This is a genomic window from Enterococcus xiangfangensis (assembly GCF_005405365.1).
GTDB classification, from domain to species: domain Bacteria; phylum Bacillota; class Bacilli; order Lactobacillales; family Enterococcaceae; genus Enterococcus_A; species Enterococcus_A xiangfangensis.
The window spans coordinates 82,742-101,847 of record NZ_BJDX01000002.1 but is presented as its reverse complement, the minus strand read 5'-3'; the positions used below and the strand labels follow the sequence as shown (position 1 = coordinate 101,847).

Annotated in this window: 19 protein-coding genes and 1 pseudogene; 10 read left to right on the top strand and 10 right to left on the bottom strand. The window is 38.1% G+C overall.

Annotated elements, in window-relative coordinates:
* Positions 1–20 precede the first annotated feature (20 nt).
* From FFM68_RS02625 to FFM68_RS02615, 3 genes and pseudogenes are all read left to right on the top strand, one after another.
* Positions 21–434, top strand: a complete 414-nt coding sequence (locus tag FFM68_RS02625) for a cupin domain-containing protein (RefSeq protein ID WP_137617888.1) — start codon at positions 21–23, stop codon at positions 432–434.
* Positions 435–446: 12 nt separating this feature from the next.
* Positions 447–758: a carboxymuconolactone decarboxylase family protein gene (locus tag FFM68_RS02620; RefSeq protein ID WP_137617887.1), complete on the top strand. Its 312-nt coding sequence runs from the start codon at positions 447–449 to the stop codon at positions 756–758.
* Positions 759–776: 18 nt separating this feature from the next.
* A pseudogene (locus FFM68_RS02615) lies at positions 777–1,366 on the top strand (SDR family oxidoreductase).
* A gap of 51 nt (positions 1,367–1,417) precedes the next feature.
* Here the strand turns inward: FFM68_RS02615 and FFM68_RS02610 are convergent.
* On the bottom strand, positions 1,418–1,954 hold the full coding sequence (locus FFM68_RS02610) for a serine acetyltransferase (RefSeq protein ID WP_137617886.1): 537 nt from the start codon (positions 1,952–1,954) through the stop codon (positions 1,418–1,420).
* 199 nt (positions 1,955–2,153) lie between these two features.
* On the bottom strand, positions 2,154–2,720 hold the full coding sequence (locus tag FFM68_RS02605) for a helix-turn-helix domain-containing protein (protein ID WP_137617885.1): 567 nt from the start codon (positions 2,718–2,720) through the stop codon (positions 2,154–2,156).
* A 116-nt stretch (positions 2,721–2,836) separates the two neighbouring features.
* Between FFM68_RS02605 and FFM68_RS02600 the strand changes: the two genes are divergently transcribed.
* Positions 2,837–3,424: a LysE family transporter gene (locus tag FFM68_RS02600; protein ID WP_137617884.1), complete on the top strand. Its 588-nt coding sequence runs from the start codon at positions 2,837–2,839 to the stop codon at positions 3,422–3,424.
* Between the two features lie 174 nt (positions 3,425–3,598).
* On the opposite strand, the gene nrdF is transcribed toward FFM68_RS02600, so the two are convergent.
* The 4 genes from nrdF to nrdI are packed head-to-tail and all read right to left on the bottom strand — an operon-like array spanning position 3,599 to position 8,171.
* Entirely contained in the window at positions 3,599–4,549 is a 951-nt protein-coding gene (nrdF, locus tag FFM68_RS02595; RefSeq protein WP_137617883.1) for a class 1b ribonucleoside-diphosphate reductase subunit beta, read from the bottom strand.
* A 26-nt stretch (positions 4,550–4,575) separates the two neighbouring features.
* Positions 4,576–5,508, bottom strand: coding sequence for a ribonucleotide-diphosphate reductase subunit beta (locus FFM68_RS02590; RefSeq protein WP_137617882.1), 933 nt, complete (start codon positions 5,506–5,508; stop codon positions 4,576–4,578).
* A gap of 28 nt (positions 5,509–5,536) precedes the next feature.
* Positions 5,537–7,699 (bottom strand): class 1b ribonucleoside-diphosphate reductase subunit alpha, encoded by a 2,163-nt coding sequence (gene nrdE / locus FFM68_RS02585; RefSeq protein WP_137617881.1) that lies wholly within the window; start codon positions 7,697–7,699, stop codon positions 5,537–5,539.
* Positions 7,683–8,171 (bottom strand): class Ib ribonucleoside-diphosphate reductase assembly flavoprotein NrdI, encoded by a 489-nt coding sequence (nrdI, locus tag FFM68_RS02580; RefSeq protein ID WP_137617880.1) that lies wholly within the window; start codon positions 8,169–8,171, stop codon positions 7,683–7,685. Before nrdI ends, nrdE begins: the two co-directional genes overlap by 17 nt.
* Positions 8,172–8,826: 655 nt before the next feature.
* Between nrdI and FFM68_RS02575 the strand changes: the two genes are divergently transcribed.
* Positions 8,827–9,219: a YbaN family protein gene (locus FFM68_RS02575; protein ID WP_137618136.1), complete on the top strand. Its 393-nt coding sequence runs from the start codon at positions 8,827–8,829 to the stop codon at positions 9,217–9,219.
* 88 nt (positions 9,220–9,307) lie between these two features.
* On the opposite strand, the gene FFM68_RS02570 is transcribed toward FFM68_RS02575, so the two are convergent.
* Entirely contained in the window at positions 9,308–10,594 is a 1,287-nt protein-coding gene (locus tag FFM68_RS02570) for an MFS transporter (RefSeq protein ID WP_137617879.1), read from the bottom strand.
* Positions 10,595–10,961: 367 nt separating this feature from the next.
* Here FFM68_RS02570 and FFM68_RS02565 point away from each other — a divergent pair, with 367 nt between their 5' ends.
* Positions 10,962–11,666 carry an ABC transporter ATP-binding protein gene (locus FFM68_RS02565; protein ID WP_137617878.1) on the top strand — a complete coding sequence of 235 codons (705 nt, stop codon included), beginning with the start codon at positions 10,962–10,964 and terminating at the stop codon, positions 11,664–11,666.
* Positions 11,667–11,730: 64 nt separating this feature from the next.
* A complete protein-coding gene (locus tag FFM68_RS02560) occupies positions 11,731–12,366 on the top strand; it encodes a hypothetical protein (protein ID WP_167483439.1) in 636 nt (211 codons plus the stop codon).
* A gap of 92 nt (positions 12,367–12,458) precedes the next feature.
* Here FFM68_RS02560 and FFM68_RS02555 read toward each other — a convergent pair whose 3' ends face one another.
* Complete coding sequence (locus tag FFM68_RS02555; RefSeq protein ID WP_137617876.1) at positions 12,459–13,850, bottom strand: MDR family MFS transporter; 1,392 nt, start codon at positions 13,848–13,850, stop codon at positions 12,459–12,461.
* 330 nt (positions 13,851–14,180) lie between these two features.
* Between FFM68_RS02555 and FFM68_RS02550 the strand changes: the two genes are divergently transcribed.
* The 3 genes from FFM68_RS02550 to FFM68_RS02535 all read left to right on the top strand — a co-directional run bounded on the left by FFM68_RS02550 (position 14,181) and on the right by FFM68_RS02535 (position 17,530).
* Entirely contained in the window at positions 14,181–14,552 is a 372-nt protein-coding gene (locus tag FFM68_RS02550; RefSeq protein WP_137617875.1) for a pyridoxamine 5'-phosphate oxidase family protein, read from the top strand.
* 119 nt (positions 14,553–14,671) lie between these two features.
* Positions 14,672–16,036, top strand: a complete 1,365-nt coding sequence (locus tag FFM68_RS02540) for an FAD-dependent oxidoreductase (RefSeq protein ID WP_239585053.1) — start codon at positions 14,672–14,674, stop codon at positions 16,034–16,036.
* Between the two features lie 339 nt (positions 16,037–16,375).
* Complete coding sequence (locus FFM68_RS02535; protein WP_137618135.1) at positions 16,376–17,530, top strand: Gfo/Idh/MocA family protein; 1,155 nt, start codon at positions 16,376–16,378, stop codon at positions 17,528–17,530.
* 59 nt (positions 17,531–17,589) lie between these two features.
* Here the strand turns inward: FFM68_RS02535 and FFM68_RS02530 are convergent, their stop codons facing one another.
* Both FFM68_RS02530 and FFM68_RS02525 read right to left on the bottom strand, forming a co-directional pair.
* Complete coding sequence (locus FFM68_RS02530; protein WP_137617872.1) at positions 17,590–18,597, bottom strand: Gfo/Idh/MocA family protein; 1,008 nt, start codon at positions 18,595–18,597, stop codon at positions 17,590–17,592.
* A 16-nt stretch (positions 18,598–18,613) separates the two neighbouring features.
* A complete protein-coding gene (locus FFM68_RS02525) occupies positions 18,614–19,099 on the bottom strand; it encodes a hypothetical protein (RefSeq protein ID WP_137617871.1) in 486 nt (161 codons plus the stop codon).
* Between the last annotated feature and the right edge of the window lie 7 nt (positions 19,100–19,106).

Sequence of the window (19,106 nt, the reverse complement as noted above, 5' to 3'; positions counted from 1 at the left end):
ATTAATTGGAGGAATTTTTAATGGCAAAACATGAAGAAGTAAAAGATGGCGTGATTTTTCCAGTCGGAGAAAAAAATGATGCCTATGCGCAATATTTTAAAGGACAAAGTTACTTGAAATCATTAGTCGCTGATCCAGCGATCAATGTCGGTGTCGGCAATGTTACATTTGAGCCTGGCTGTCGCAACAATTGGCATATTCACCATGATGGGTATCAGTTGCTGTTGGTGACTGGCGGCGAAGGCTGGTATCAAGAAGAAGGCAAGCAAGCCCAATTTTTGACCGTCGGCGATGTCATCGTGACGCATGATGGCGTAAAACATTGGCATGGTGCAACGAAAGACAGCTGGTTTGAACATCTTGCGATTACAGCTGGAACACCGGAATGGCTAGAACCAGTCAGTGATGAATGGTACGACAAATTAGAAAAATAAGGAGCAGTTGATATGAAAAAACAGACAGCAGGAAGAGAGCAGTTAGGCGAGTTTGCCCCTCAGTTTGCAGCGTTGAATGATGATGTTTTATTTGGCGAAGTTTGGGCAAAAGAGGAGGAGCTCTCAGCACATGATCGAAGCATGGTTACTTGTGCCGCTTTATTAGCAATGAGTGCACCGCAACTTGAAGCACATTTGAAAATTGCTAAAGAAAATGGCGTCACAAAAGAAGAAATCAGCGCAGTCATCACGCATTTAGCTTTTTATGCAGGTTGGCCAAAAGCATGGAGCGCTTTTTCCATGGCAAAAGAAATTTTTAAATAGGAATGAAGGAAAATTATGATGGATCAAACAATTAAAGACAAAGTTATCGTCATTACCGGAGCATCTTCAGGAATTGGCGAAGCAACAGCGAAACTGCTAATTGAAAATGGCGCAAAAGTCGTTTTAGGCGCTCGCCGAGAAGAAAAACTGCAACAATTAGTCGCGGAACTTGGTGAAAACAGCACTTATGCCGTAACGGATGTCCGCAAAGCGGAAGACGTGAATGCATTAGTTGAACTTGCAATTGAAAAATTTGGAAAAGTAGATGTATTGTTCGCTAATGCGGGGATCATGCCGGCTTGAAAGTTTTTCCCGGCAACAGTGTTTATACTGGAACAAAATTTGCGGTACGAGCAATTATGGATGGCTTTCGAATGGAATCGGCGATGGAGAAAACGAATATTCGGACAACCACGCTGTATCCAGGAGCAATCGCAACTGAATTGTTAGATACGATCTCCACACCCGAAACGAAAAAAGGGATGGAAGACTTTTATCAAATTGCGATCACTCCTGAAGCAGTCGCAAAAACCGTGTTGTTTGCGATCGCACAACCAGCAGAAGTGGGAATCACTGAGCTGACAATCTTGCCAAGCGCACAAGCATAATAAAACCAATTATCCAGACAAATTCGTTTGGATAATTGGTTTTTCTCGTTTTTATTTGTGTAATTTATCAAACTCAGCAACACGTTTTGCATCGACTGCCTTGATCTCTTCACCTGAAGGCATATTTGACCGAAAAATCAGGTCGTACTCTGGATCTTTAGGTTTGGATTGATTTACACCAAAGGCGATACTGTCTGCTGGAATGTCTTTTGTAATGATGGCGCCAGCAGCAACGACAGAATTTTCACCGATGGTAATCGGACCTAAAATTTTTGCACCGTCAGCGACAATGACATTTTTGGCCAGAATCGGACTGCCGATCTGTTCCCATTGTTTTTGTTTTTTATTGTAGCGCATATTTGAACCAATCGTAACATTTTGATAAATCGTGACATTTTCGCAAATTTTTGCAGCAATTATAGTAGAACCGCGAGCGTGATGAGCAAAGCGGACACTGTGAGCTATATCGGCACAGTGAATCTCGCAACCGTAACGATATTCTAACAATTCGGCGGCCTTTGCGCGTTCTGCGGGATCTTCTGAAAAACAGTTGAACTCAAACAATTCCTCAAACGACAACTCTTTCATTGTTGAAACCTCCTTCTCCATTATTTTCTTGTTATTATTTCCTTCATTATAACGTTGATCGAAAAAGAAACCCAATAGTTCGCTTTTTAATTAATTTTTATATGGATAATTTATGATAAATTCTGTTGAGACAATTAAAGCTTATTGCAGCAAAAAATCCAATCAGCCGAGAACCAAAAAAATCAGCTGATTGGATTTCTTAAATGTCTTTTTGTGTTTCATACCAAATGACCATATTGATCGTTGTTAATTTGTCAGAAGGGTTATGATAGCTGTGTTTAGTATCTGCTTTAAAACGAATTCCTTCACCAGCTTTTGCAATCAGTTTTTGGTCGAGAAATTCTACTTCGATCTCCCCGGCAAAAACAGTGATAAACTCTTGTGTACCGCTTGGATGAGGTTCGGCTTGTAAGAAGGCGCCGGGATCCAGTTCAATCCGATAAATTTCGAACCCTCGTTGATCATTGAAAGGAAAGATGGGGTAGTTGCGATAATGCCCATCATCTTCTGTTAAAACAGAAAATTTTTCTGCGAGTACAACTTCAAAATTTTCTTCTGGCGCGGTCATTAATTCAGTAAATGAAATTTTCAAACCGTTAGCGATCTTCCAGACTGTGTTGATTGTTGGATTTGCACTGCCTTTTTCGATTTGAGCTAGCATACTTTTACTGACACCAGTCAAACTAGAAATATTGTCAAGACTCAGGTTTCTTTTTTCACGATATTGTTTCAAGTTATTTGAGAAGGTTTGATTGATTTCAGTCATAATTGTTCTCCTTTGTTGACATTATAAAACACATATTGTACTATATAAAAAACAAAACGAGTTTTATAGTGGTCGTTTTGTTCATTATATCAAATCAAAAGGAAGAAGGAAAGATGATGATTTCAACAGCGTTCATATCTTATATTTTTGTTACAGCTTTTACACCGGGACCCAATAATTTGATGGCATTGACTAATGCGGCGAAGTTTGGTTTACGGAAAGCGAGTATATTTTGTCTAGGAGTTCTTGCGGGCTTTTTGATTGATATGTCTTTATGCGCACTTTTAACGACGGTACTGTATGCTTCAATTCCGAAGGTAGAGCCATTTATGAAAGGTATTGGTGCATTGTACATGCTTTTTCTTGCTTTCACTGTTTTTCGTGACAAACCTAAACAGAAAAAGTCAGAGAAAAATTTTTTAAATCCCAGTAGTATGTTTACCGGAACGATTATGCAATTAGTTAATGTAAAAGTGATCATTTATGGGATTACTTCAATGACTGCGTTTGTAATACTCAATACACAATCTAGTAGCGGAGTTATACTGGGTGTTTTACTATTATCAATAGTGGGATTTTTAGGGACATTTACTTGGGCAGTATTCGGTTCATTATTTCAAAATATTTTTACTAAATATCGTAAACAGACAAATATTATTATGGCACTATTACTGGTTTATTGTGCTGTAATGGTATTGAGATAAGGGAAACGGACTTCAATACGTCTTTAATTAATTTAAAAGCCTATCTGAATATGGCAGATAGGCTAAAATTAAATCCTTGTTCGACGCAACTATATTTTGAGAGCATTGATTTACGAAAAAAGCCACAAATCTTGCAAAGAATTTTTGGCTCTTTTCGCTTAAGAATGTGCTTGGCTAAAAGGCGTAGTCCTCTTCGTCCATTGCTTCTACATTTCCCATCAGATAGCCTGCGCCTACTTGTGAAAAGAAGTCGTGATTCGCGGTTTCTGTGGAGATACCATTCATAACGATGGGGTTGATATCTTCAATGGAAGCATTGTCGTAGCGACTAGGAAAGCCCATGTTTTGTAAAGATTTATTGGCGTTATATCGAACGAACTGTTTTACATCTTCAACTAAACCGATTGGCGCATAAATTTCTTCAGTAAAAGCAAATTCATTTTCTAACAGATCATCTAACAAATCATACATCCAAATTTTAAAGTCAGCTTGTTCATCGGCAGCCAGTTTGGCAAAACTCAATTGGAATTTGTAACCCAAATAAGTTCCATGAACAGATTCGTCTCGGATCACAAGTTTGATGATCTCAGAAAGATTGGCTAATTTATTTTGCCCACGATACCAAAGGGGAGTGAAAAAATTATTGTAATAAAGGATCCCCTCTAAATAAACACTAGCCACTTTCTTCTTTAAATTGTCTTCGTTTTGATAGATTTCATTGATTCGTTGGACTTTGTATTGCATACGAGGATCGTTGTTCATCCATTCGTAGACATCGTTGATGACTGAGTTTTCATTTAAAGAAGTCAAAATGGTCCCGTAACTTTTGGCATGGATCGATTCCATCATCAAAAAGTTATTGATCACAGCCACTTCTTTTCGGGTCAATGAATCTTCCCGCATAACATTGACTCCTTCTTCGGATTGCAAGGTATCGAGCAGCGCAAGACCGCCGACGACTTTATTGATTACGTCTTTTTCCGTTTGTGAGAGCGTGCGCCAGTCTTTTAGATCATTTGAAACAGGGACGCGCGTGTCTAGCCAAAATTGAGCGGTGGCTTTATCCCAGACATACTCATCGAACTCGTCTTCGGTAATATTCCAGTTTACGGTTTGTATCGTCATTATTCCATCCTCCAGTACTTGTTTCATTAGAAATCATAATCATCATTTGCCATCGTCTCCAACTGACTGCTTTGGATAGTTTGGGCTTGTTGTGCCAGTTGTTCAGTAGTAATCAATAAGCCAGCAAGATATTGTTTAATTTGTATCGGCAACTCTTCTGAAAACTGACGTTTGAAGCCCAATGAATCAAGCGCGTAGTTTGCGCCGTATGCCATGATATTTGTTGAGCTTGCAGCAGCTTCCCCAAGTTCAGCTTCAAAAAATTGTGTTTCCGTCAACATAGCATTCGCGGTGAAATCTTCAAGCCAAGTTGTGAATTCAGTTTTTGCCTCTGTGGGAAGTTCTTTGAAAGCTTGTTGGAATTTATATCCAAGATAAGCAGTAAAAATCGCACTTCCTTGCAACATATTTTGGATCATTTGATTTGTTTGAGGTAGCTGTGCTTCCATTAAAATAGGCGCATAGTGACCAAAAGTCAGCGCGGTCTCTAGAAAAATAAATGCGGCTTTTTTCTGGAGGTCATCACCGGCAGCAAAGATCCGTTCAAAAGGAGCGAGTTTTTGCGCTAAAAGCGGCTGATCATCCGCAAATTTATAAAAGTTGGCGGCTTGTTCTGACGAGATCAAGGCACGATAAATCGTGGTGACCGCTTTAGTGTGAACAGATTCCATAAAAGTAGTAACATTTAAGACCGCTTCTTCTTGCTGCGTTTGAATCCCCGTTCTCAAGCTGGCTGCACCAATTTCTGATTGAAGAGCAGTATTTAAAGAGGCGCTGGCTAAAAGCTTGCCGATCCTTGCTTGACTTTCCCCAGAAAGTGTTTCCCAAAATTGCCGATCTTCTTGCACCGGCACGCGAATATCCAGCCAGAAATTATTTGTTAGTTTTTCCCAAGTATATTGATCGAGGGTATCGTGCGTTTCATTCCAATTTATCGCTTTATAATATAAAAAGCTCATTTCATTTCCTCCAAGCTGGTTCTAAAATTTAGATCATGCAAGACTCACATTCATTTACTGTATGAATTTCGTCGTCTTCGGTAAAGGTCCGGACATAATAAAGGGATTTGATTCCTTTCGTCCAAGCATAATTTCGCAGCCGATTCAAATCACGCGTCGTCATAAGTTCATTGCCAGGTTTTTTCCATTCATATAAGCCCTCTGGTAAGACGGAACGCATAAATAAGGTCAAACTCATACCTTGATCGATATGTTTTTGAGCGACTGCATAAGTATCGATGATTTTGCGTTGATCCATATCATAAGCCGGTGTGTAGTAAGGCAGCGTCTCATTGCTTAAAAATGGGGCAGGATAAAAGATCGAACCCACTTTGTTTTCTTGCCGCTGTTCAACTAATTGTGTGATCGGATGGAGCGATGCGCTCGTCTCATTGATATAAGAAATTGAGCCGTTGGGCGCGACAGCCAGCCGGTTGCGATGGTACAATCCGTGTTCTGCAATCGCTGATTTTAGTGCTTTCCAATCCGCAATCGAAGGAAGATGGATCGCAGCAAAAATCGCTTGATTTTTGGGACTGTGTAAAGTAAATGTTTCGGACAAATAGGAGTCGAAATAACTGCCATCCGCATAGGTTGATTTTTCAAACGCATGAAAAACCGTTTGCCGCTCTTGGGCGATTTTATTACTTGCTACGAGGGAGTAATAGTTTAACGCAATGAAAAAGGCTTCGGTAAACTCTAAAGCTTCCGATGAACCATAGTCAATTTTATTTTTAGCTAATGCCGTATGCAGACCCATCGCTCCTAAGCCGATCGTATGGTACAGGTCATTTCCCTTTTTGATACTTGGCACTTGATTGATCGCTGTATGATCAGTAACCGTGGTCAACGCCCGAACCGCTACTTCGATCGACTGCCCGAAATCAGGTGATTGGATTAGATTTACGATATTGGCAGAGCCTAAATTGCAAGAAATATCTGTTCCAATCGTTTCGTAGGAAAGATCCTCCGTTAAGCTAGAAGGTTCTTGCGGTTGCAAGATCTCGCTGCAAAGATTGCTCATGATGATCGTCCCTGCTACCGGATTGGTGTTGTTTGCAGTATCGATATTTAAAATATACGGATAACCGGATTCTTGCTGCAGGCGTGAGATCTCCTGCTCAAGTTCTCGAGCATTGATATACACTTTTCTGATCTCAGGATTTGCCACCAGTCGATCATATTCTTTCGTGATATCAAGATAACTAAAGGGTTTGTGATAAACGCGCTCAACATCATAGGGACTAAAGAGTGCCATCGGCTGATTTGTTTTTAGCAGTTCATAATATTTATCAGGGACCACTAGCCCTAATGAAAGTGTTTTTACTCGGATCTTTTCATCGGCATTTTCTTTTTTAGTCGCTAAGAAAGCTAGAATATCGGGATGAAAGACATTTAAATAAGTCACACCGGCACCATTTCGCTGGCCTAGTTGATTAGAATAGCTGAAGGCATCTTCCAATAATTTCATAACTGGAATGACTCCCGAAGAAGCGTTAGCGATTTTTTTGATCGGATCCCCGGCACCGCGAAGATTGGATAGATTTACCCCAACCCCGCCGCCGATCCGAGACAATTGCAATGCCGAGTTCAATGCTCGACCAATCGACAACATCGAGTCGCTGATATCGATCAAAAAACAAGAAACAAATTCTCCCCGACGTTTTTTACCCGCATTTAGAAAGGTTGGTGTCGCTGGTTGATAGCGCTGGCTGATCAACTCCTCAGCAATCATGGAAGCAAGTTGTTGCTCGCCGTTGCCGAGATATAACGCGTTGAAAAAGACGCGGTCGACAAAATTTTCTAAAAATTGTTGCTGATCATCGGTTTTCATCGCATATTGGGTATAAAATTTATAAGCACCCATGAAACTGCGAAATTGAAACGAACTGTTTTCCAGTTGTTGATAAAGTTGCGCTAAAAAATTCGGCGAGTAAAGAGCTATTACTTTTGGATCGATATAGTCGCGGTCAATTAAAAAGGTCAGCTTCTCACTTAGCGAATCAAAGGTCAGTGTATTTGGGATCACCGTTTCTTTGAAATAAGCGTTCAGTGCTTCTTGATCGTATTGCAGCGGGATTTTTCCCTTTACAGGAATATTCAAGAGATTATTTAGATAAAAATAAGTTTTAGTATTATCGATTTCTGTCATGTTGTTCCTTCTTTCTGGCTTTAATCTGCAGCTCAATCAGCTTGTCGCCGATTCGTTTGATGTCTGCTGCTGTGCCCCGTAATTCGAACTCATCAAGGTAAGGAAAACCAAAATGGTCGGCATATTGATGGGCAGTCAATGCAAACTGCTTATTAAAATTTCGATTGCCGCTGCCAATGATGCCATAACACTTTTGATAGTTGTCTGAAAAAGTCAAATAATCTCTTAGCGGGGTAGTCAAAATTTCTTGGTAACCATTTTCTATCCCGTTACCGCCTTCTAAAAAAGAGGGAAGAAAGGTAACGAAAGGGTCGCTCAACTTTTCGTAAGGTTGTTTGGTTTTCACGATTTCTTTGACATTTTTAGCGTGAATCTTGATTTTTTTTTCCTTGTAATAGTCCTCAAGCTGTCGGATGAAATCTTTTGTGTTGCCAGTCAGACTGATATATAAAATATTTATTGAATTTAGCATTTAACTACTCCTTTCTGTATATGACACTATATATTGTATCATCAAAAATGTTTTACACAATATATAGTATTTTTTGTAAGAAATGTGAAAACTTGAAGAATCAACAATTGTATATGAAATCACAAACAGAATCAAAAACGGTAAACTTTTTTCAATAGTGAACAGAATCGGGCAAATCATGGGAGCAGCTTTCAGAGACAACTTTATTTGAGAATAAATAAAAAAAGTTAAAAAATTTTTTTCTGACAAATTGCAAAAAAAATCACTAGTTACTAGAAACAGTTGTTTTGAAAATTCAAATATGTGCGGATTGGTGGAATTTTTGGCAGGGTCATCATTTGATAAATGGTGAGCAAGTAAGTCGCTTTGAGTAGATGACGGGGAACTGTTCTAGTGAAGAAAAGACGATCAACCTCGTTTCTTCCAAACAGAAAAAGACGATTTCGTACGAAATAAAGTGCAGAATCAGTAGGCATAAAAAATCAGTTACTCTTTTTATGATCGCTGAAACAGTTTTAAGCGGTCAATTAAAAGAACAGCGCCGAGTATATAAAAAAATTAATAAATAGAAGACAAAAATGTTGTAATATGGATGATTTTAGCAAGCATTTACGCTATAATGCGGTAAAGTGAAAAAATGAGGGATTGTTAAATGATAAAAAAATACATTTATATTGTGTTGGGTGCAGTGACGTTTGCTATTGGAACTGCTGGGATTTTTCTGCCAGTCTTACCGACGACAGGATTTTACTTATTGACCGGTTTCTTTTGGATGCGCAGTTCTAAAAAACTTTACGACAAATTAACGCAATTAAAAGCGTATCAAAAATATGTCACACCATTTTTAGAAAAAAGAATGACCAAAAAAGAGAAACAGCGGATGTTTATCATGATGGGATTAGTATTTTTACTTTCAGGAATATTGGTGTCTTCAACGGTAGTTCGAATTATTTTGGCAACTGTTTATATCAGTTTAGTTGTAGGGTTAAGCTGGTATTTGAGAGAGCGTAAACCTGTACAAGTAAATTCAGAAAATAAGAGTCTATAAATAAAAGCTAAAACAGAGATTGATTTTGTAAAACAACCATTCAGCCATTAAAAAAACCAGGAACAGAGGAAATCTGTTCCTGGTTTTTTTAATTACTTGTTTCTTCTTCCGTTTGTTTTTTTATGGCTAGTTTTTCTTGCAAAACTTTGTCATAATTACGGGTCGCTGGGACCAAGAAGGTGACGATCCCGCAGACCAATGTTCCGATACCGGCGATGATAAATATTTTTTCTACCCCGATTTTGTCAGCTAGTGGCCCTGCAAAAATTAGACCAACCGGACCGGTAATACTCATTAAAGAATTCAAAACGCCGAGGATTCGACCTAAATATTTAGGCTCATAGCTTTGCTGAATCATCGCCATCAATAATGTATTGAAAAATGGGGTCGCAAAACCAGCCACAGCATTCAAGGCAACAAAGAAAATAAATCCCCGACTATTTCCAGGTAGATAGCCGCTAAGGGCAATTGTGATACCAATCAATCCGTAGGCGGCCAAAATCGGCTTCATCCGATCTTGCCACTTGCCAAAGATTCCAATAATCGCGCCGCCGCCTAGCATTCCGACTGAATAAATCACTTCGATCAAGCCCGCTTGGCCGACTGTTCCGTTAAAATAATCCATCGTCATCAAGGGATACAGGCTGGCTGCAGGCATAAAGATCAAAGTAAATACTGCACCGATAATCGTGATGTACCACAATCCTTTGTTCTCAATAAGTTTTTGTAAGCCAAATTTTGAATCAGTCAAAAGATGGACTTGTTCTCCTTCAGAAACAACATGAGGAATAGTCACTAATAACAACATCCCAACACCAAGAATCACACCTAAAACATCAAATAAAATCAAAATATTCATCGGGACAACCGAAAATAAGAAAGCACCTAATGCAGGGGCAATAATAAAGTTGGCCGATTGAACGGTACCCAACTGACCATTGACGCGAGTGATCTCTGATTCTGGGACCATCGTTGGTAAGATCGATTGGATCGTGGGCATTTGAAACGTCTGGGCAACAGATCGCACAAATAATGAAACAAACACTAGCCAAAGTGGAAATTCAGGTGAAATGGTTCCAGCGATCGATAAAAAAACTGCGAAAATTGCGACGATGATATCAGTGATGATCAGTAATTTTTTCTTGTCCCAACGATCAATCAGCGGACCGACAAACGGGCTTAAGACGACCATGGGGATCATCCCAAGTAATGTTGCAAAACTGAGGATTGTTGCGGAGCCAGTTGCTTTGGTCAAATACCAGATGATCGAATACTGAACGACCATGCTGGTGATCCCAGAGAGAAATTGACCAGTTAAGAATAAATAAAAATTTTTACGCCAATTTTTTAAGTCAAAAGTTTGAGGGTTTTTCATATGAATACTCCTAATAGTTATAGAATCGCTATTTATTTTTAAGTTTTTTTAAATCAATAATTCGTTATTTTTTATTGCTCATGAGGACACCTAACTTTCTATTAATCCTTTGTTGAGTTTAGCGTAGCTGCGACTGTCAGACAAGTATTAAGCTGTTGATTTTGGTTTTTGAAGCAATCGGAGTAAAGCGCGATTTTTTTGTCTATTTCAAAAAAATTATTCGTCAAAACGCCTATAAATCTAATGGAGAAATTATTTGCTGCTGTTGTTTTTATCAACCTGTCCTTTTCGCCATAGCACAAAATATCTTTCAGTAAGGATATATAGTATAATTTTTTATATAAATAAAGACTGTGAGGAAAAGCCGATGCTACAGTTAAAAAATTTGACTAAAATTTATGAGGACAAAAAGGCACTGGATAACATCACTCTAGAGATTCCTGATGGTAAAATTTATGGTATTTTAGGTGCAAATGGTGCTGGTAAAACAACGATGATGAAAATCATTGCCAACCGTGCGTTTCCAACTGATGGCGAGGTATTGTTAGACGGTGCAAATGTGACTGAAAATGAATTTGTTCAAGGAGAAATTTTTTATGTAACGGAAAAAGATCGCTATCCCAAAGATATCAAGATGAAAGATCTGCTAGTCTGGGAGTCGCGTTTCTTTGCTCGATTTGATATAGCCTATGCGAAGAGTTTAGCAACTAAGTTTGATCTTGATTTAAACAAGAAAACAAACAGTCTGTCAACGGGTTATTATACGATCTTTAAAGTCATCGTATCATTGGCTAGTAACGCTAAGATTATGATCTTGGATGAGCCGGTGTTGGGGATCGATTCTTTGTATCGTGAATTATTTTATGAAGTACTAAATGAATACCATCAACTGCACAAAAATCTAATTCTGATCAGTACGCATTTAATCGATGAGGTGGAGCCGGTTTTAGAAGAGGTTTTGATTATCAATCGAGGCAAGATCCTCAGACAAGGAAGTTTGGCAGAGATTGCTCAAGGAGACAGTTTGAATAAAGCCTATGTGAAAATTTTGAAGGAGGCAAGTCATAGATAAAAGACGATTAAAGAATCTTATTTTATACCATCTATATTCCTCTAAAATTTTAGTAGGGATTTTGTTGTTGATCCTCAGCATCAATTTAGTGTTAGGGATCGTCCTCAAAGGTGTGCCGGGTCCCGTAGGCTCAATCGATGCAGCGGCGTTTATTTTTGGGATGTTTGTTGGGTTTGAATTGTTTAAGGAGGCCTTCACTTTTTCAATCATCAATGGAATCTCACGTAAAACCTATTATCTGTCAAACATTGTTTCCACATTGATGATGAGTGTGTTTTTAGGATCAGTTACAGCAATCGTCTCGCTGATTTCATTTGAGTTTGCAGACAATATCGTGTTGTACTCACTGTTATATTCTGACGACATCAGCGGATTATTTCTATGGAATTTTGCAATGTTTTTTGCCATGATCAGTTTGTTCCACTTCACGTCGCTTTTACTGTATCGTGTCAGCAAAAAAATAAAGTATTTGATAATTTTGGGATTGGCGCTGTTAGCACCGTTGATCGTAGTATTGGGTATCTGGTTTAGTGGTTTTCAAGCAGTTGTACAAAAATTCATGTTATTGTTCGCAGGTATTTATCAGACGAACGAAGGTGTAAGGATATCACCGTACGTCTCTTCAGCCATGCTGCTTTTCCTTTCAGCAGTGATCGTGGCAGTATCCTGGCTGTTGCTTAGAAGAATTGAAGCAAAATAAAAAATATCTGACAGTATCCAAACTATTCACTGGATAAGTTAAAAAACGTAAAAAAGCCGCGAAGATCAGCTTTTTTACGTTTTTTTGTCGTTCTAATTGGCTGAAACTTTGGCAGTCGTTTTTGAGAAAAAGGCAAAAGCGACTAAAACTAGAGCCGAACAGCTCATAAAGATAAAGGTAACATTTAGTCCATGAATTTGGGCATTGCTGCCAAAGGAAAGAGCCGAATGTTTGGTTACACCGGTCATGATGCTGACAAAGACCGCTGAACCAATCGCACCGGCAATCGTACGTAAAGAAGTTAGTAGTGCAGTCCCGTGTGCTGTTAAAGATTGTTTGATATCACTCATGCCCCAAGTCACAAGTGGCATCATCAAGCAGCCGATCGCAATACTCCGAAGAACATTCAAACCTGCTACGATGAGAATCGATGTTTTCATCGTAATCAATACCATCCCAAAATTACTAAACAATAATGCGATGGCGCCGATGATGAATAGTTTTTTTATTCCGAAACGATCATAGAATCTGCCAGTGAACGGACTGATCAGCGTCATGGCTAATGATCCAGGCAGTGTTACTAAACCAGAAATCGTTGCTGAATAGCCGGCGATCGATTGGACATATAGCGGTAAAATAATCGATGAGCCCATCATCAGAAAATACAATAACATACTGCCGATCAAACTGATCACAAATACATTCGACTGCAATACTCGCAAATCTAAAAACGGTTCTGCTAAATGAAATTGTCGTTTCGCAAAAATAATCATTGCGCCAAAACCAATCAGCAGCGGCAAAAGTGTCTGATAAGAAACCAAGCTATAAGTACCGATCGTTCCAATCCCCAGCGTGATTCCGCCATAAGCTAATCCACTTAAAACAAAAGAAAGACTATCAAATTTTTGTTTTCTATTTTCTAAGACATCATCAAATACTAGGAAGGAAAAAATAAGGGAGATTGCCATGATCACGATTGCAGCGTAAAAAATCATCCGCCAGCTGCTTACATCTACTAGTATTCCGGCAATCGTTGGAGCGATGACTGGAGCGGCACCGATGGACAGGCCGTACCAGCCCATAATGCTGCCTCTTTTTTCAAGAGGATAGATCGTTAATAAAATTACTTGTGCCATTGAAGACAGAATTCCATTTCCGCATGCTTGTAATATCCGACCGAGCATCAGAACGGAAAAATTTGGGGCTAAAACGCAGGCGATTAAACCTAAAATAAATAAACCAATTGCAAATAAATATAATTTCTTTGTTGGAAAACGAACGATTAAAAAAGCTGTCAGCGGCATCATTATTCCCATCGCCAGTGCATATCCGCTTGTCAGCCATTGCCCGGTTGTTACTGATACATGAAAATCGGTAACCATTGTCGGTAAGGCGGTAGTCAAAGCCGTCGCCAGCATTGAAGATGCAATACAGCTAATCAAAATATTGATAAAAATTAGTGTTCTTTGTTTATCCGGTACCATTAAGAGCTTCCTTTTCTTTTACGCAGTTGCGTACTATTTTTTACTTTTAGTAATATACACCTCTTTTTAGAAAATACAATCTTTTTTTAAATGAAGCAGCAGAAGATGTCTGTGAGGTTAGAAAACACGAATAGTATCATTTAACAGAATAACTATTTTGATGTTTGAGCAATTTAGTGCCAATTACAGCAGGAATTAACTATAGATTCTCATTTAGCTAAAAGATCAAATGTAGAATTGACTCTCTCTTTTTAGTAAGCAGTACTGATTTACATTTTTACTATTCTATGATATCTGTAGATTATCTTAGATAGATTGGAGAGATGATTTATGATATTTAATGATACATTTTTAGCAGTTCTTGAACATGAAGGGGTCGTAACTATTATTTCAAGCACGGCAGGTTACTATCATGCGGTCAATACATGGAATTCTTATGTGAAGGTAGATGGAGATAAGTTATATATTCCAGCAGCTGGGATGCATAGTGTCGAACAAGACTTAGCAGAAAACGATCAGGTTCTTTTAACAATCGGAAGTCGCGAAGTAGAAGGGCTGGTCGGGCCAGGAACAGGATTTCACGTTTTTGGAACGGCTAGTTTTGTTTCATTCGGTGAAATCGTAGATCAAATGAAAAAAGAATTTCCTTTTTTGACACGAGTCTTAGTCATTGAAGTGACCGGTATCGAACAAAAAATTTAAAAGCCAGATGATTATTAATCGTGTTTTAGAATCATTCTTATTTACGAGTCAAAATTTATCCTTTTCTAGTGGAGTTACGTTACAATAAAAATGTATCAAACTAATTAGGAGGGATTTTGATGAAGGTTATTGTTTTAGGATCTTCACACGGCGGCTACGAAGCAGTCGAAGAATTACTGTTGACGCATCCCAATGCGGAAGTGCAATGGTACGAAAAAGGTGACTTTATCTCATTTATGGGATGAGGCACGCAAATGTATCTTGAAGGAGTCGTGAAAGACGTTAATTCAATTCGTTACATGACTGCCGAAGAGATGGAACAACGCGGGGTTCGCGTTTTTACAAACACTGAAATCACCAAAGTAGTACCTGATAAACATGAAGTTGAAGTATTGGATCACATCAGTGGTCAAACTCGAACAGAAAGTTACGATAAATTGATTTTAAGTCCTGGGGCTAATCCATTTATCTTACCTGTTCCCGGTCATGAGCTGAAAAATATCGAAACGATGCGCGGTCGTCAAGACACGATCGATCTTAGAATTCACTCAGTAGATCCGGATATCCAAAATGTCGTAGTTGTTGGCGGTGGGTATATTGGGATCGAAGCAGCAGAAGCTTTCGCGAAAGCAGGCAAAAATGTGACGGTCGTTGACATTATCACTCGTCCATTAGGGGTTTATCTTGATCAAAGTTTTACCGATATTTTAGAAAAAGAAATGACAGAAAATGGCATCAAGTTAGCTATGGAAGAAAAAGTCATGGAATTTGTCGGTGAAGATGGAAAAGTCAAGAAGGTCGTAACGGATAAAGGGGAATATCCAGCTGAAATGGTTGTGATGTCCGCCGGTGTTAGACCCAATACCGCTTGGTTAAAAGATGCAGTCGCTATGCATCCAAACGGGATGATCAAGACCGATGAATATATGCGGACAAGCGCTGAAGATGTTTTTGCAGTCGGTGACGCAACACTGATCCAATACAATCCGGGTAAAACGGAAGTCAATATTTCGCTAGCAACAAATGCACGACGTCAAGGACGTTATGCAGTTAAAAATTTAGTCGATGCGAAATTCCCATTCCCTGGGGTTCAAGGTTCATCAGCACTACGGGTGTTTAATTATAAATTTGCTTCAACTGGATTGAATGATCAAATGGCAAGTCGGTTAGGCATCAAGACTCAATCAGTCTTATTGGATCAAGCAACGTTAATGGATTTTGTTCCAGAAAATATGAAAGAGCGGATGTTGTTCAAATTAGTCTATGATCCAGCGACTCATGAGATCTTAGGCGCACAAGTCATGTCGAAAAAAGATTTGACAGCAAACATCAATGCGATTTCCATTGCGATCCAAACAAAATTTACGATCGATCAACTAGCTTATGCGGATTTCTTCTTCCAACCGGAATTCGATACACCATGGAACTTGCTTAACATGGCAGGTCTAAAAGCCTTGCAACAAGAAAACGAAGCTAAATCATAAGCAAAAGAACAGAACGATTAGTAAACCAACGAAGTTTAGTGAGGAAAAAACTTAAAAAGTTAAGTAGGACCTCGCTGATTGATTGGAGAACATTTGAATAAAAGCTAAAGATGCAGCGTGTTTTGTACGCTGTGTCTTTTTTAGTCTTTAAAGTGATTTCTTTACGGACCGTTTACAGAAAAACAAAGTAAGTATGAATTTAATTAAAAGAAAATTACTGTGAAAAATCAATAGCATAAAAATTCACTCTAAAGGAGATCGATTATAATATTCATTGACTTGCTTTTTTTTAATTCCTTTTCTAGAATGAGGGTGAGAGAACCAAGAAGGGAAAATCAAATGATGATTAGATTTGGTATTATTGGGCTGGGTAATAGGGGTTATAAATATGCTTTAAGAACAATCATGGTCAATAAAGATTGTCAAATAGTGATGGTTTGTGATGCTCTGGGGAAAAATTTTGATAAGTTTCCAGAGATTGCGCACACGACTTCCTATCAAGAATTGTTAGCAAATGAAGAAGTCGATGCAGTTTTTATCGCGACTCCAGATGATACGCATGCTGAAATTATTTTAGCAGCGATTGAGAAGAAAAAACATATTCTTTGTGAAAAACCATTAGAAGTTAGTCGAGAGAAAATTGAACAAATCAAATTAGCGTTAATTGATTATCCCAAAGCTTTTGAAGTTGGCTACGTATTACGCTATGCTCGTTCCTATCAAAAAGTTAAAGAGTTACTAGAAAAGGGAATGATTGGTGAAATTCAGATGGTCAATGTTATTGATCACATTCAATATGGAGGGTACGCTTATTTTCATGATTGGCATCGAACACGTGAGAAATCAACTAGCCTATTATTGCAAAAAGCGACTCACTCTTTAGATATCGCTAACTGGTATATTGACAGTCAACCAAACGAAGTAATGGCTTTTGGTCGCTTATCGGTCATGGGAAAACCAGGTGCTTTAAAAAAATTTGGTCATGAAGTTTCTAACGATTTACATTGCAGCAATTGTGAGATAAGTGATGTTTGTGAAGAAAGCATTCAAAATATAGCTAAAGAAAAGAAAATTAAATGGTCAGAAGACTGGCCGGATAGTTGTGTTTTTAATAGTGAGATTGATGTAGATGATCATAATAGTGTGATGGTGCAGTATCGGAACGGTGTTCAACTTTCTTATCAGCTATGTCTGTTTGATGCTTTTTATCAGCGAGAATTTAAAATCTTTGGCTCTATGGGACATCTAACATTTGATGATGCTAGTAACGAAATTAAAATTTACCATCGTCTAAAGGACGAAGTAATGATTTATCAAAATAATCACGAAGAAGTTCAAATGGAACCAGGTGATGAGGAGCAGTTGGCTGATTTTATTTCAGCAATCCGCACAGGTAAAAAACCAATCTCTAATCTAGAATCAAGCATGTTAGCGTCATTATTGGCTTTGGATGCACAAGATTCAATTGATCAGCATAAAATGATTAGGTCTTGAAAGACTTTAATAGATTTAAATGAATGAAAGAAGGATGTCAGTTTTTGACATCCTTTCTTTTAATTTTGCGTAAAATCTTGATGCAATAATTCATCAAATTCATTTCGATAAATCACTCTTTTTTGTTTCAGTGAGAGATAAGCTAAAGTGGCAATTTGAATGGTGTAAAGCCCATCAGCACCACTAACAGCTTCAGGTAAATCTTGGTCAATAGTAGCAATAAAGGTTTGAATCATCCGCTCGTCCATATCTTTCTCATAGTTCAAGTAATTATGAATTTCATTATCTGCGTAGTAATCAACTTTACGTCCAATAGCATCAATAAATGTGTAGCCTTTTTCGCTAATGATCTCTAGATCCACATCGCCCCAAACGGGATAATTTAAAGGCCGATTCCAAGAAGTATCCAAACTTAATATTACACCATTAGTAAAAGTAATATTGATTAAACCCGCTTCCTCGATTTCACTGCCAGGCTGTTTTTGTGCTCGTGCTAAAATTGAATCGATTTCAAAATTGAATAACCAACGAGATAAATCGATTAGATGAACCATGTGATCTAAAATTGCACCACCACCAGATAATTCCTTATCTAAAAACCATCCTCCTGGTTTTTTTCCACGATTTGTACAATTTAACGCATAAATAGTCCCTAATTCACCTGCTTCATAATAGTTTTTTAAATCAAGAATTGTTTGTGAAAAGCGAATAGGATGTGCAACCAATAATTTGACATGAGCCTCCTGACAAGCTGCAATCATGTGCAATGCAGTTTGGGTGGTTAAGGCTAATGGTTTTTCAACAATAATATTTTTTTTATGAATTGAAGCTGCTAAAACATAATCATAGTGAAGTGAATTTTCTGAACAAATTAAAACGGTATCAATGGATGTTGTAAGTATTCTATCTAAACTTTTAAAAAAGATAATGCCCATTTCTTTAGCAAATTGATTTCCACGCAATGAATTTTGATCAAATATGCCAACAACCTCAACATTTTCTTGTTTAAAAATATTTGTATAGATTTTAGCCTGCATGTGTGCACAGCCGATAATTCCAACTTTCATCTTTGTCCTCCTAGTATCAGTGAATTAATTGATTGCCACGAATACTCAGTTCGATTTCTCTTAATAGTTCATTTAACCAAATATTATCGACAGGAGAGAATTCTGTTTCGGCTTGATAAGAACCACTGTTCAAAAAGTTTGATGAAAAGGAGTTCTCTTGTTGAGAATCGTATTGATAAATGCCACGATCACCGGTGATTTCAAATTTTTTTAAATAATTATCAGAATCTTTATAAGAAAAATCCAATAGAATATTTGCTAATGAGTGATTGAAAAACTGTAATGAAATTAAATAAACTGCTTCATCTTTGTGACAAGTTGCATATACAGTATCGATCCTTCCTTGATGTAAAGAACGAACAAAGCCTAATACATCTTTCATGATAGCTTCCTTTTCGCTAATTGTATCGCAGTGAGTTGCTAGCGTTAGTCTTGTAAAGTTTACAATACCAATTTTTCCGGCACTAACTACTGAGAGGGCATGCTGATTTTCTAAATGCATAAGCAAT